This is a genomic window from Zunongwangia profunda SM-A87, from assembly GCF_000023465.1.
GTDB lineage: Bacteria > Bacteroidota > Bacteroidia > Flavobacteriales > Flavobacteriaceae > Zunongwangia > Zunongwangia profunda.
Genome location: NC_014041.1, coordinates 4459089 through 4473966, shown reverse-complemented (window position 1 = coordinate 4473966; position 14878 = coordinate 4459089). Strand labels below are relative to the sequence as shown.

At 37.0% G+C, this 14878-nt stretch carries 7 protein-coding genes; all 7 read left to right on the top strand.

Translation table 11 applies throughout. The features are described 5' to 3' along the window. Positions 1 to 104 precede the first annotated feature (104 nt). Positions 105 to 3197 carry a SusC/RagA family TonB-linked outer membrane protein gene (locus ZPR_RS19735; protein ID WP_041579214.1) on the top strand — a complete coding sequence of 1031 codons (3093 nt, stop codon included), beginning with the start codon at positions 105 to 107 and terminating at the stop codon, positions 3195 to 3197. An 11-nt stretch (positions 3198 to 3208) separates the two neighbouring features. Then, positions 3209 to 4741, top strand: coding sequence for a SusD/RagB family nutrient-binding outer membrane lipoprotein (locus tag ZPR_RS19730; protein ID WP_049771493.1), 1533 nt, complete (start codon positions 3209 to 3211; stop codon positions 4739 to 4741). Between the two features lie 42 nt (positions 4742 to 4783). Next, positions 4784 to 7375 carry a prolyl oligopeptidase family serine peptidase gene (locus ZPR_RS19725; RefSeq protein WP_013073555.1) on the top strand — a complete coding sequence of 864 codons (2592 nt, stop codon included), beginning with the start codon at positions 4784 to 4786 and terminating at the stop codon, positions 7373 to 7375. Between the two features lie 104 nt (positions 7376 to 7479). Then, positions 7480 to 9870: a glycoside hydrolase family 3 N-terminal domain-containing protein gene (locus tag ZPR_RS19720; protein ID WP_013073554.1), complete on the top strand. Its 2391-nt coding sequence runs from the start codon at positions 7480 to 7482 to the stop codon at positions 9868 to 9870. A 15-nt stretch (positions 9871 to 9885) separates the two neighbouring features. Then, entirely contained in the window at positions 9886 to 11340 is a 1455-nt protein-coding gene (locus ZPR_RS19715; protein ID WP_013073553.1) for an alpha-L-fucosidase, read from the top strand. A 7-nt stretch (positions 11341 to 11347) separates the two neighbouring features. Then, positions 11348 to 12808, top strand: a complete 1461-nt coding sequence (locus ZPR_RS19710; RefSeq protein WP_013073552.1) for an alpha-L-fucosidase — start codon at positions 11348 to 11350, stop codon at positions 12806 to 12808. Positions 12809 to 12813: 5 nt separating this feature from the next. Continuing rightward, complete coding sequence (locus ZPR_RS19705) at positions 12814 to 14664, top strand: beta-galactosidase (protein ID WP_013073551.1); 1851 nt, start codon at positions 12814 to 12816, stop codon at positions 14662 to 14664. Positions 14665 to 14878 lie beyond the last annotated feature (214 nt).

The following is a 14878-nucleotide window of genomic DNA, read 5'->3' as shown; positions in this document are numbered from 1 at the left end:
CCGTCGATTTTATTTTAAGAAACTTAACTTATTTCTAACATTTAAGATAAAATTAGCAAACTACACTTGCTAATTGTGGGTACTAACTAAATTTAATTACAAGTATGGTTAAGAGAATTATTTTTTCGTTTTTGCTTGTACTGGGACTAACTCAATTTGCAATTGCACAGGAGCAAAAGGTGGAAGGTTTCATTACTGAAGCAGAGACAGGAATGCCTTTGCCGGGGGTTACAGTCATGGAAAAAGGTACGTCTAATGGGACATCTACAGATTTTGATGGAAATTTTTCTATTACAGTAGATAGTGGTGCCACTTTGGTTTTTTCCATGGTGGGGTATGCAAGTCAGGAGGTAGCTGTCACTTCTGGAGAAATGAATATTGAAATGCAAACAGATACCGAGGCCTTGGACGAGGTAGTTGTTACTGCATTAGGGATTAAACGTTCAGAAAAAGCCTTAGGTTACGCATTAACTGAAGTAGGAGGCGATGAATTATCAGATGTTAAGCAGATTAATGCGATTAATTCATTACAAGGTAAGGTAGCCGGTTTAAATGTAAGTGGTGCTGCTACGGGTCCAGCAGGAACAAGTAACGTATTGATACGAGGTATTTCTACTTTAGCTGGTAATAACCAACCTTTATATATAGTAGATGGTATCCCTATTGATAATAGCAACTTAGGTTCTGCAGGTCAATATGGAGGATCTGATTTTGGTGATGGTATTTCAAGTATCAATCCAGATGATGTTGAATCTGTTAGTGTTTTAAAAGGTGGTGCAGCAGCAGCACTTTACGGTTCTAGAGCATCAAATGGTGTAATCTTAATAAATACGAAATCAGGTAAAGGACAACAAGGATTTGGAGTACAGTATACCGGATCTGTTTTATTAGAAACTGTAATGTCTGATATTTATGATTTTCAAAAGCAATATGGACAAGGTCTGAATGGCGAAGCACCTCAAAGCGCTCAAGAAGCTATTTCTGCAGGAATGCAAGCTTGGGGTGGTCGATTGGATGGTTCCAATGTTGTACAATTTGATGGAGTTGAAAGACCTTATGTAAGCCAAGGAAATAATCTAGACAGGTTCTATAGAACTGCACATACCATTACAAACACTGTTGCTCTTACAAAATCTGGAGAAGGATATAACTTTAGATTTTCTGCGACAGATTTAAGTAATGAAGATGTGACTCCAAATTCTGGGATGAATAGAAAGTCATTTTCTCTTAATGGAGGTGTTTTACTAGCTGAAAAACTAAGCCTTGATGTAAGTGGTAAATATTTCCTAGAAGATGTAAAAAATAGACCTAGACTTTCAGATTCTCCAGGTAATGCCAGTTTTACTGTAGTACTTTCCCCTCCCAATATCAATGTAGAGGATTACAAACCTTGGTTTAATGAGGACGGAACAGAGAACCGAATTTCTAGTAGCACCTATCATCAAAACCCTTACTGGTCAGCTTATGAGTTCAGTAATAATAGTTTAAAAAACAGGTTTATTGGTTCTTCTACTATTAGATTTGATGTTACCGATTGGTTTTATGCCTTAGGTAGAGCTGGGTTAGACCAATATACAGCCAGAATTACTGGAATAGAGCCTTTTGGTACGGCTTATATTCCTCTTGGAGCAATGAGTGAGAATACCTATATCTCGAAGGTTGTAGATGCAGATGTAATGCTCGGATTTAATAAATCTTTTGAAAAGTTTAAAACTGAAGTTATTGTTGGAGCAAATAGTAATGATAGAAAATTTGAAACAACAACATTAAATGGTAGAGAGTTTGTTATACCTGGTTTGGAAGATATTAACAATGTCACCAATAAGAATTATGATTATAAATTTGAGCAAAATAAGATCAATTCACTGTATTTCACAGCTGAGTTTTCTTATGATGATTATTTATTTTTAAACGTAACTGGTAGAAAAGACTGGTTCTCTACATTGTCACTTGCAGGAAAATCTAGCTCTAACAGTTATTTCTATCCTTCTGTAAATTCTAGTTTTGTTTTTAGCGATGCACTTGATATGCCAGAATGGATAACTTTTGGGAAGTTGAGAGCAGGTTATTCCGATATCGGAGGTGGAGCTCAAAATCCATATCAACTTTCTTTAGTATATGGTATTTTTGATACTTATAATGGCAAAGGATCTTCGGTTCCTTTAGGAAGAATAAGTAATGATGGATTACCAAACCAAGAACTTAAGCCATTTTCCAAAAAAGAATATGAAGTGGGTCTTAATTTGAAGATGTTTAATAGTAGAGTAGGTATTGATTTTGCTTATTATTTTAATAAAACTACAGATGATATAGTTCCCATAAGTCTTTCTAATACTTCTGGTTACAGTTCTGCAGTTATAAATATTGGGGAGTTAACTAACGAAGGTGTAGAACTACTATTAACAGGCTCTCCAATTAAAAATGAAAACTTTAGTTGGAATATGTCTTATAATTTAGGATACAATAAGAATGAAGTCGTACAAACTGATGAGGATGGGAATTCATTGTTTCCACCTAATGCTCAGGCAACAAATGTTTCTTCGGGAGCGATTGTAGGGGAACCTTATGGAGCTATTTTTGGTACATCTTATATTAGAGATGATCAAGGAAGAATCCAATATGATAGTAATGGTACTCCAACAACGGGTCCAAGAAAAGTGCTTGGTAACGGTATAGCGCCATGGACTATGGGGTTAACCAATAATTTTAGGTATAAGAACTGGAATTTATCATTCCTTATTGATGCGAAGTTTGGAGCAGATATTTATTCTGGAACAAGCGCATTTGCTAACTACTATGGTGCTAGTAAAAATACACTTGTTGGTAGAGAAGATGGTATCGCTGTTCAAGGATTTGATGCATCAGGAGCAGATTTTTCAACTACTATTGCTCCCGGTAATGTAGACTCTTACTACAAAAAACTTTATGAAATCGCTGAAGAACATATTCAGAATGCAGATTTTATTAAGTTTAGAGAGTTTAGTTTAGGTTATAGTTTACCAGGAGATTTGTTAAAACGTACCTTTATAAATAGCGCTAATATTTCTGTAGTAGGAAGAAACTTATTCTTCATCAAAAGAGAAACAGAAAATATAGATCCAGAATCATCTTTTAATAGTACAGGAGCAAGAGGTTTAGAAAGGTTTGGCTTGCCAACTAGTAGAAGTTATGGTCTTAATCTAAACGTTAAATTTTAAAGATAATACTGATGAAAAATAGAATATATATACTTATGTTACTGATTGGAGTATTAGTATTACAATCATGCGACGAGGGCTTTGAGGAGTTAAATGTAGATCCTACAAAGGCAACAGAGATGAATTTAGGTTATAAGTTTCCATCAGCAGTTCTTTACGCCTCTGGGCAACGATATGAATCATGGAGAGCAAACTTGATATACTCTTCAACCATGATACAGCATATAGCGAACACTGAAACGTACTGGAGTGGAGATAAATACTTATTAAACACAGCCTATGCGGAAGCTTTTTGGACGGCGCAATATCCACAAACAGTAAAGTCTATCGAGGATATGAAATATACCTTAGAACAAGCTGGAGATTCTAGCTCTGTAGATTATGCTATTGTAAGGACACTACGTGTTTTTGAATATCAGAAGCTGACAGATTTATATGGAGATGTTCCTTATTCTGAAGCAGGAAAAGCTTTTATAAATGGAGACTTAAGACCTGCTTATGATCCTCAGGAAGATATTTATGCAGATATGTTAAATGAGCTTGAGGAATCTGTAGCTATTTTTGAAACTGGAGGAAGCAGTTCTTTAGGTAGTGCAGATATTCTTTATGGAGGAGATATTGAAAAATGGAGAAAATGGGCAAATAGCTTAATGTTACGATTAGCTATGAGAATGACCAAAGTTGATGAGGCTGCTGCACAGGAGTGGGCTCAAAAAGCGATTGAAGGTGGGGTAATGGAATCTAATGCAGATATTGCCTATGTGGTGCACGAAGAGGGTAATGGAATAGTTCAAAATGGTAATGGAGAAACATTTACTGCAGATGGTACACCGAGAATGAGTGATACATTTATCGAATTCTTACAGAACGATCCGCGTTTAACAATATATGCTAGTTTACCGGCAACAGATGCAGATGATAATGCAAGGTCTGAGGAAGAACGAATGGATCCAACGGCACAAAGAGGTCTTCCTAATGGTTTGGATATTAGTTTGCTAAAAGACTTAACTGGTGAAAGTAGTACTAATGATTACTCCGAGCCAAATAGATTTTATATGACAAGTGAAGCGGCTCCGATGTTTTTCCAAACCTATGCGGAAGTTGAGTTTATGATGGCTGAAGCTGCCTATCGTTGGGGAATTGCCGGAGGAGATGCAGAGACTCATTATAATGCAGGTATCAGAGCTGCTATGAAATATTTAGAATTGTATTCGCCAGAAGCGACGATATCTGATGCAGAAATTGATGCATATATTGCCGCAAATCCTTACAATACTGCAAATGCTCTAGAACAAATTAATACACAATATTGGGCTGCTACTTTCTTAAATGAAATAGAATCTTATTCTAACTGGAGGAGAAGTGGATTCCCAGATTTAACTCCTGTTAATTATCCTGGAAACGTAACTAATGGAACTATTCCCAGAAGATTAACGTATATGACATCAGAACAGTCTACCAATGCAGAAAATTATAATGCAGCGGTACAATCTCAAGGTCCAGACCTTTTAACAACACGTGTTTGGTGGGATGTAGAACAATAATTTGATTTATTTTAAATAATCACCTCTTTCTTAATTAGCAAAATGACCTTTTTTAGAAATCTATTTTTTGCATGTCTGGTTATTACAACAACCAAAAATTTTTCTCAACAGCGAGAAGGAAATATTGTAGAATATTTTGGAAAGGAAAAAGTAAATGATGTTAGTGAGGGAGAGGTGATTCATTTATTTAACGAGGGATTACTATTAAAGACACAAGGGATACCTTTTAGTAATGCTTCAGTAGAATATGATCCTGTATTCGCAGATTTTTTAAGTGGGATTTCCAGTATTGATATTTATGAAGGAAAAGAAGTTTATGATAGCTTCCAGGAAAAACCTGTAAAGTGGGAAAAAATAACTATTGCTGAAAATGGTGAATTTAATGATCCTTTTTTAAGGCGTAATGGTTATTTATATCTGGAGTATACTTCAGAAGAAGAGAAAACAGTTCTTTTTGAAGCTTCCGGACATACAAATGCTCTTATAAACGGATTGCCCCATGAAGGCGATCATTACGATTTTGGTTGGAATTTGATTCCAATAACATTAAAGAAAGGCAAAAATACATTTTTGCTTTCAGGAGGAAGGTTTCCAAAAATCAGAGCTCGCATATTAAAAACCTATAAGCCGGTAGAATTTACGGTAAGGGATCTCACCTTACCAGATTTAATTTCAGAAGAACAAAAAACGCTTTGGGGAGCGATAAGAATTATTAATACTGAAGATGATTTCTTTACTTCGGCTTCGATTGAAGTAAAGCTAAAAGGAATGTCGGAAGTGGTAAAAATAGCATCTATAGCCCCAACGTATGTCAGGAAAATACCTTTTCTTATTCCAAATCCATCAGTTTTAAAAGAAGGAGAAACAGTTACGGCTACTCTTTATTTAAAAGACAAAAACAATGTTGTAATTGATACAACAAGCATTAGTTTAGATGTAAAGTCAAAATACAATCATCATAAAAATACATTTTTAAGCAATATAGATCACAGCGTTCAGTACTATAGCGTGGCACCATCTTTAACGAGAGATAAAGATAATCAAGCCATGTTCTTGTCTGTTCATGGGGCATCTGTAGAAGCCGTAAATCAGGCTAATGCATATAAACAAAAAGACTGGGGGCATATTGTTGCGCCTACCAATCGCAGACCCTTTGGTTTTGCCTGGGAAGATTGGGGCAGATTAGATGCCTTAGAAGTTTTAGAAGAAGCTTCAAATCTCTATAAATCAGATTCGCAACATACCTATTTAACGGGACATTCAATGGGAGGTCATGGTACATGGTATCTTGGAGCTACTTATCCCGACAAGTTTGCAGCCATTGCACCTGCGGCAGGTTATCCAGATTTATTGGACTATAGACATAGTTTTACGAGAAGTTTAAATGATGAGCAAGTTCAACAAAGATTTGGTATGAGCTTGACCGATTTCAAACAAAAAATAACTCCAAAATTTAATAATACTACCGAAGAGCAGCTAAACAATATCATTAAACGCGCCGGTAATACAAGTAGAACCTTAGAGCTAAAAGAAAATTACCTGCATTTTGGGGTTTATATTTTACATGGTGATTCTGATAATGTAGTGCCTACTTTTTTAGCACGCGATATGCGGGAGAGGTTAGGGAAGTATCATAATGACTTTGCCTATTACGAATACCCTGGAGGAGAACACTGGTTTGGAGACGAAAGTGTAGACTGGCCTCCTATCTTTTATTTCTTCAATAGAAGAGAAATAAAAAAAGACAGTGAAATCAACTCTATCAATTTTACTACCGCTTCACCTGGAGTTTCTAAAGGTTCTCATTTTGTAAGTATTCTTCAACAAGAACATCCTTTCGAGCTTAGTAATTTTAAGTTTCAACGAACTTCAAAGGGATTTAAAATAGCGACTTCAAATATAGAAGTGCTTTCTATAGATTTAAAAGCAATGGCACAGGATACTTTATCTGAAGTTTATATAGATGGAGATGCAATCGCTTTAGCTTCGCTAGATAAGGTTTACCTCTCAAAAGCTACTAACAAATGGCAAATTACAGGAAAGCCAGATGCATTTCAAAAAAGTCCCCTTCGATACGGAGGTTTCAAAGATGCATTTAGAAATAACATGGTTTTTGTATATGCGAGTAAAGGAAGCGACGAAGAAAATGAATGGTATTATAACCGTGCTAAGTTTGATGCAGAGAAATTTTGGTATCGGGCAAATGGGAATGTTGAATTAGTAAAGGATTCTGATTTTAAATTAAATGATTTTAAAGATCAAAATATTATTCTTTATGGGAATAGTTCTAATAATACTGCCTGGAAAAAATTGCTAAAAAATTCACCAATTCAGGTTTCTAAGAATAAGATAGAATTGGGTACTCAAACATTAAGGGGATCCAATTATGGAACTTACTTTATTTATCCAAAAGAAGGGAATTCTAACACAAGTATTGGAGTTATAAGTGCAACGGGAATAGAAGGTATGCATGCTGCTTATGCTAATGATTATCTGGAAAACGGAACTTTTTATCCTGATGTTATGGTATTTAACGAAAAAATGCCAAAACAAGGGCTCTCTGCTGTGAAATTTTCCGGCTTTTTTGGTAATGACTGGTCTATAGAAGACGGAGAATTTATCTGGAAAGAATAGATAAAGAAATTAAAATAAAACAACCGTTTCGATTGTTTCTGTTTAGTTAGGTGAAAACTGGTTGGTGAATAGCCAACCAGTTTTCCTTTTAAAATTTAAAATTGATGAAAAAGTTTTGCCTTGGTTTTTTACTGATTTCAAATTTCCTGAGTGCTCAGGATCTTAAAAATGCGCCTTACAAAAACAGTGAACTTAGCATAAAGGAGAGAGTAGAAAACTTGATTTCTTTAATGACGCTTGAAGAAAAAATTGGTCAGCTAACCACGCCCCTTGGTTGGAAAATGTATAATAAAGAAGCAGGAAGTAAGGCGAGCTTAAGTGAACTTTATAAAGAAGAAATCAAAAACAGGCATATTGGTGGTTTATGGGGATTGTTAAGAGCCGATCCCTGGACACAAAAAACTTTAGAAACCGGTTTACATCCAAAAGAAGCAGCAAAGATTACCAATGCAATACAAAAATACGCTATTGAAAATAGTCGTTTAGGAATTCCATTATTATTAGAAGAAGAGGCGATGCATGGGCATATGGCAGTAGGGACTACGGTATTTCCAACTGCGATAGGTCAGGCGAGTACCTGGAACCCCGATTTGATCAAAAAAATGGCTCACGTTATAGCCAAGGAAATTAGGGCACAGGGAAGTAATACGGCTTATGGGCCAATTATCGATATTGCCAGAGAACCCAGATGGTCGCGAGTAGAAGAAACTTTTGGAGAAGATCCTTACCTGATTGCTGAAATGGGAAAGTCTATGGTAACAGGATTCCAGGGGAGCCACGAAAGTGATTTAAAGTCTAATGAGCATGTTGCTGCTACTTTAAAACATTTTGCGGCTTATGGAGTTTCAGAAGGCGGACATAATGGGGCTGCAGTACACATAGGGCAACGTGATCTATTTCAAAATTATATGTATCCGGTAAAAGAAGCCGTGGATAATGGAGTGATGTCGGTAATGACAGCTTATAGCTCGATTGATGGTGTTCCCAGTACGGCTCATAAAAATTTATTGACAAATATTCTTAAGGAAAAATGGGGATTTAAAGGTTTTGTGATTTCAGATTTGGCAAGTATTGAAGGGCTTTTAGGAGATCATCATATTGTAGATACTGAAGAAGATGCCGCAGCTATGGCGATGAATGCCGGTGTAGATGTGGATTTGGGAGGAAATGGTTATGATGATGCCTTGATTGATGCCGTGAATGCCGGAAAAGTTGCTGAAGAACGAATCGATGAAGCTGTAAGACGAATTCTTACTGTGAAATTCAAATTAGGGCTTTTTGAAAATCCTTATGCCAATGAAAAACAGGCTGAAAAAATTGTTAGAAATTCAGAACATATAGAGCTGGCTAGAGAAGTTGCTCGCCAATCAATTACAATGCTTAAGAATGAAGACAATATACTTCCATTAAATAAAGAATTACAAAACATTGCGGTAATTGGGTCTAATGCAGATATGCAATATAATCAGTTAGGAGATTACACCGCTCCGCAGTCCGAAGAAAATATAATCACCGTGCTAGAAGGTATTCAGCATAAAATGCCGAATGCCAATATCGAATACGTAAAAGGAACTGCCGTTCGCGACACTACCCAAACTAATATTCCGGCTGCAGTAGAAGCTGCAAAAAATGCAGAGGTGGCTATTGTGGTTTTAGGAGGTTCGAGCGCAAGAGATTTTAAAACCGAATATTTAGAAACAGGAGCGGCTACCATTTCCTCCAAAGAAGATCAGGTGTTAAGTGATATGGAAAGCGGCGAAGGATATGATCGTTCTACCCTTAACTTAATGGGGAAACAGTTAGAGTTGCTTCAGGCAGTTGTAGCAACTGGTACGCCAACCGTTTTAGTTTTGATAAAAGGTCGCCCATTATTACTTAACTGGCCAGCAGAAAATGTTCCTGTAATTTTGGACGCCTGGTATCCAGGTCAGGAAGGAGGTAGTGCTATTGCCGATGTAATTTTCGGTGATTTTAACCCGGCAGGCAGATTACCCGTTTCAGTACCAAAGTCTTTAGGACAAATTCCGGTGTATTATAATTACTGGTTTCCAAATAGAAGAGATTATGTAGAGACCGATGCTAAACCATTATATCCATTTGGGTATGGTTTAAGCTATTCAGAATTTAAGTATTCAGATTTAAAAGTGGCAACTTCCGGGAAAGGGAGAAATACTAAAATAGAAATCAGTTTAAAAATATCTAATACAAGTAAAGTCGATGGTGATGAAGTCATTCAGCTTTACATTCGTGATATGGTGAGTACTGTACTTAGCCCGGTAAAACAGCTACGTGCATTTGAACGTGTTTCCATAAAAGCAGGAGAAACAAAAACTGTTCAATTCGAATTACTTCCGAAGGAATTATCACTATTTGATACTGAAATGAAGCAAAAAGTGCAGGCAGGAGAATTTAAGTTGATGATCGGTGCTTCGTCTGAAGATATTCGACTGGAAACTACTTTTAAAATTCCGGAAACAATTATACTTTCTAAATAAAAAATAAACTCACGAATGTCGAAATTCAATACCTTAAAATCATTTTTAGTACTGGTAGTTCTTATTAGTGTACAGACGCTGCAAGGGCAAAAACAGGAAGAGGACGAGCACGGTGTACATGGTCGCTCTGAAGAATATATTGCTCCCTCAGATCCGAAGGTTCTGGGGAAATTGGATAAATGGGGCGATCAAAAATTCGGAATGCTAATCCACTGGGGCGTTTACGCTGTGCCAGGAATTATGGAGAGCTGGAACTTATGCTCTGAAGATTGGATAGAGCGTGATAGCACCATTGCCTATAATGATTATAAGAAATGGTACTGGAATTTAGATAAAATCTTTAATCCGGTAAATTTTGATCCTGATAGTTGGGCTGATGCTGCAGAAGCAGCCGGAATGAAGTATGTAGTTTTTACGACCAAGCATCACGATGGATTTAATATGTTTGATACCCAGCAAACTGATTATAAGATCACTAATGGTCCTTTCCAAAATCATCCAAAGGCAAATGTGGCAAAATATGTTTTTGAAGCCTTTAGAAAAAAAGATTTTATGATTGGAGCTTACTATTCTAAACCCGATTGGCATTCGCAATATTTCTGGTGGGATAAATACGCTACTCCTAATAGAAACGCAAATTATGATATCGAGAAATACGATTGGCGTTGGAACAAGTTTAAAGAATTTACTTATAACCAGATAGAAGAGTTAATGACGGATTATGGTAGTGTAGATATTCTTTGGTTGGATGGCGGTTGGGTGCGACCAAAAGAAACCGTAAACGATGAAGTTAGAGCCTGGGGAGCACCAATTCCGGATTTTAGTCAGGAGATCGATATGCCTAAAATAGCCGCAATGGCAAGAGAGAAGCAACCAGGGATTATTTTTGCAGACCGTACAGTTCATGGACCTTATGAGAATTACCAAACACCAGAGCGTAAGATTCCTGAAACCAAATTAGATAATCCATGGGAAAGTTGTTTGCCATTAGGTAACAACTGGGGCTATGTGCCTAACGATCCTTTTAAATCATCTACCAAAGTTATCCAAAATCTTGTAGAAGTGGTAGCTAAGGGCGGAAATATGCTTCTGGGGGTAGGCCCCCAACCAGACGGTACTTTACCACTGGAAGTAGTAGCAAAATTAGAAGAAATAGGTGTGTGGCTGAATAAAAATGGAGAAGCAATCTATGATACGCATGCCATTGATGATTACCAGGACGGGAACATTTATTTTACTCAAAATGCTAAGAAAACTTTTGCTATAGCAATGTTTGAAGATGGAGAATCTCTACCAAAAACTATAAGTTTTAGTAAAAATTTACCTTCAGAAAACGCTAAAATCAAGTTACTGGAAACCGGAAAGAAAGTTGATTTTAAACTTAAAGATGGGAAAGTAGAAATTAGCCTTCCGAAGGAAATTCGTTCGAGAAAAAATAGTTCAGGAATTGCATTTTCAATAGAAAATTAATAAAGATATGATTAAAAATCTAAATAAAACTATTGCAACTATTGGTATGGCCAGTCTTTTATTTGCCTGCCAGGAAAAACAGGAAGTAAAAGCACCACAGGCTATTGGTCCAACGCCAAGTAAAGAACAACTGGCTTGGCATGATATGGAAATGAATGCATTTATTCATTTTACAACCAATACGTTTACCGGTAAGGAATGGGGATATGGAGACGAATCTCCTGAAATTTTCAATCCAACAGACCTTGATGTAGATCAATGGATGGAGACATTGCAAAAAGCAGGTTTTAAAGGAGTGATCTTAACGGCAAAGCATCATGATGGTTTCGCGCTTTTCCCTTCAGATTATACCGAACATGATATCGCAAATTCACCGTATAAAGATGGTAAGGGAGATTTAGTAAAGGAGGTTGCAGAATCGGCTAGAGTGCATGGTCTTAAATTCGGTATTTATCTTTCACCATGGGATCGTAATCGTGAGGATTATGGTGAGGCATCCTATGTAGAATATTACCGCAATCAATTAAAAGAAGTGTTTACAAACTACGGTGATATCTTCGAGATGTGGTTTGACGGCGCCAATGGTGGTGATGGATATTATGGCGGCGCTAATGAGGAACGTAGGATCGATAAACAAAATTATTACGACTGGCCAACAACTTTGGCAATGGTGGAAGAAATGCAGCCTGCAGTATTATTTTTTAGTGATGCCGGTCCAGATTTGCGTTGGGTAGGTAACGAAGATGGGGTAGGAGGAACAACAAACTGGAATATCATAACTCCAGATACCCTTTATGCCGGGAAACCAGGGATTGGGGATATTTTGCAAACAGGCTCTGAAGATGGTACAGATTGGATTCCAGCTGAGGTGAATACTTCCATCCGCCCGGGTTGGTTTTATCATAAGGAAGAAGATTCTTTAGTTAAGTCGCCAAAAGAGTTATTTACGACGTATCTGCAATCCGTAGGAAGAGGTTCTACTTTGTTGCTTAATATTCCGCCAGATCAGAGAGGGCAGTTTCATGAAAATGATGTGGCTTCTTTGTTAGGGATGCGAAAAATTCTTGATAGTGTTTTTGCTGAAAATTTAACCAAAAATGCAAAAATTTCGGCAAGTAATTATAGAGGTAAGTCAGAAGCTTACGCTCCGTCCAATTTAATTGATGACAATGCCGATACCTATTGGGTGACCGATGAGGGAATAATCGACTCTTCCGTAGAGATTATGTTTGATTCTGCTAAAACGGTTAATTTTGTACTATTACAGGAAAATATAGCATTAGGACAACGCGTAGAAAAGTTTCATATTGCAGCAATGATCGATGGTGAATGGGAGCAAGTTGCTGAAGGCACTACGATTGGTTACAAAAGAATACTTGAAATTCCTTCCGTAGAAACGACAGCGATTAAAATTGAGTTTGAGGCAGCAAAAGCTACCCCTGTAATTAGTAATCTTGAAATTTATTAAGGTCGATGCGATTTTTAGCAAAACTCATTCTTCTTTTTTGCCTTGCCGTTAATACGACGCAGGCGCAAGATGAGGTTTTTAAAATTGAAGATGGTAATTTTAAGTATAAAGGAGAGCCCATACACATTTATGCAGGAGAAATGCATTATGCTAGAATTCCAAAGGCTTATTGGCGGCATCGCCTGCAAATGATAAAAGCTTTAGGTTTAAATGCTGTGAATACTTATGTTTTTTGGAATTACCATAATACAGCACCGGGAAAATGGGATTGGACCTCAGGAAATAAAAATCTGCCGGAGTTTATAAAAATGGCTAAAGAAGAAGGCCTGTTCGTAATTCTTCGCCCCGGACCTTATGCGTGTGCCGAATGGGAATTTGGAGGTTATCCGTGGTGGCTTCAAAAGAACCCGGATCTTAAAATTCGTCAAAATAACCCGGCTTTTTTGGATTCCTGTCGTACATATATTAACGAGTTTGCTACTCAGGTCAAACCATTTCAGGCTAGTAATGGAGGAAATGTAATTATGGTACAGGCTGAAAATGAATTTGGGTCTTTTGTGGCACAACGAGAAGATATTTCAACTGAAGACCATAAAGCCTACAAACAAAAAATCTTTGACATGCTCAAAGATTCTGGTTTGGACGGTCCTTTTTTTACCTCAGATGGAACATGGTTGTTTAAGGGAGGAGCGATAGACGGGGTATTACCCACCGCAAACGGAGAGAATAATGTTGCCAACCTTAAAAAAGCGGTAAATGAATATCACAACGGAGAAGGTCCTTATATGGTTGCTGAGTTCTATCCTGGATGGCTGGATCACTGGGCAGAACCGTTTAATAAGATTAGTGCCGAAGCAATTGCCAAGCAAACGGAAGTATATCTTAAGAACGATGTAGATTTTAACTTTTATATGGTGCATGGCGGAACCAATTTTGGGTTTACCAGTGGCGCCAATTATAACGACGATCATGATATACAACCTGATATCACCAGTTATGATTATGATGCACCAATTTCTGAAGCCGGATGGGCAACGCCAAAATATAGGGCAATTAGAAAATTGATGAAGGAATATGTGGCATATGATATTCCTGAAATTCCAAAACAAATTCCGGTGATATCCATTCCAGAAATTAAACTAAATAAAAAGCAAAGTGCACTCGATGTTATCAAAGCATCGAAACCTGTGATAGCTGATGCGCCGATGAGTTTTGAAGCACTTGATCAGGGCTATGGTTATGTGTTGTATCGTAAAAAATTTACACAGCCCATTACCGGGAAGTTGCAAATTCCCGGGTTGCGGGATTATGCCACAGTCTATGTGAACGGTAAATATGTAGGGAAACTAAACCGTATGTATAATGAATACGAAATGGATATTAAAATTCCTTTTAACGGAACTTTAGAAATCCTGGTTGAGAACATGGGGCGTATTAATTATGGAGCAAAAATGACCAAAAATAAAAAGGGAATTATTAAAGCGGTAAGTATTAACGATTACGAGATTTCTGGTGGTTGGGAGATGTACAAAGCTCCATTTGATAGTGCGCCAGCGTTAAGCAATGAGCAGGAAATCAAAAATGGGTTACCGGTATTGTATTCAGGCAATTTTGATCTAGAAGAAATAGGAGATACATTTTTGGATATGCAAAAGTGGGGTAAAGGAATAGTTTTCGTAAATGGTCATCATCTTGGTCGTTATTGGAAAGTTGGTCCGCAGCAAACACTTTATTTGCCGGGATGCTGGTTAAAAGAGAAAGGAAATACGATTACAATTTTAGAGCAGCTAAATGAAGACCCAAAATCGACAATTTCAGGTTTAGAGAAACCGATTTTGGACAGCTTGTCTCAATAAGTCTTCATGTAAGTTCACTTAAAGTGAATAGTTTGTTTGACAGTGGAAGGAGGACCGCCATCCTCCTTCCTTTTTTTAAAAATGGAATTTAAGATATGCCTGCTTTTTTTTTAAAAAAAAGCTTAGATAAAAATTGAATTTTAAGTAAGTGTAAGTTTGTTTCAATTGTTAGGGAAGAGGAGTAGTTTACCTCTTCCCTTTTTTTACTCGATGA

Excerpts from the sequence above, each read along its gene's own strand:
- ZPR_RS19735 (WP_041579214.1), top strand. The coding sequence starts at position 105 with ATGGTTAAGAGAATTATTTTTTCGTTTTTGCTTGTACTGGGACTAACT.
- ZPR_RS19730 (WP_049771493.1), top strand. The coding sequence starts at position 3,209 with ATGAAAAATAGAATATATATACTTATGTTACTGATTGGAGTATTAGTA.
- ZPR_RS19725 (WP_013073555.1), top strand. The coding sequence starts at position 4,784 with ATGACCTTTTTTAGAAATCTATTTTTTGCATGTCTGGTTATTACAACA.
- ZPR_RS19720 (WP_013073554.1), top strand. The coding sequence starts at position 7,480 with ATGAAAAAGTTTTGCCTTGGTTTTTTACTGATTTCAAATTTCCTGAGT.
- ZPR_RS19715 (WP_013073553.1), top strand. The coding sequence starts at position 9,886 with ATGTCGAAATTCAATACCTTAAAATCATTTTTAGTACTGGTAGTTCTT.
- ZPR_RS19710 (WP_013073552.1), top strand. The coding sequence starts at position 11,348 with ATGATTAAAAATCTAAATAAAACTATTGCAACTATTGGTATGGCCAGT.
- ZPR_RS19705 (WP_013073551.1), top strand. The coding sequence starts at position 12,814 with ATGCGATTTTTAGCAAAACTCATTCTTCTTTTTTGCCTTGCCGTTAAT.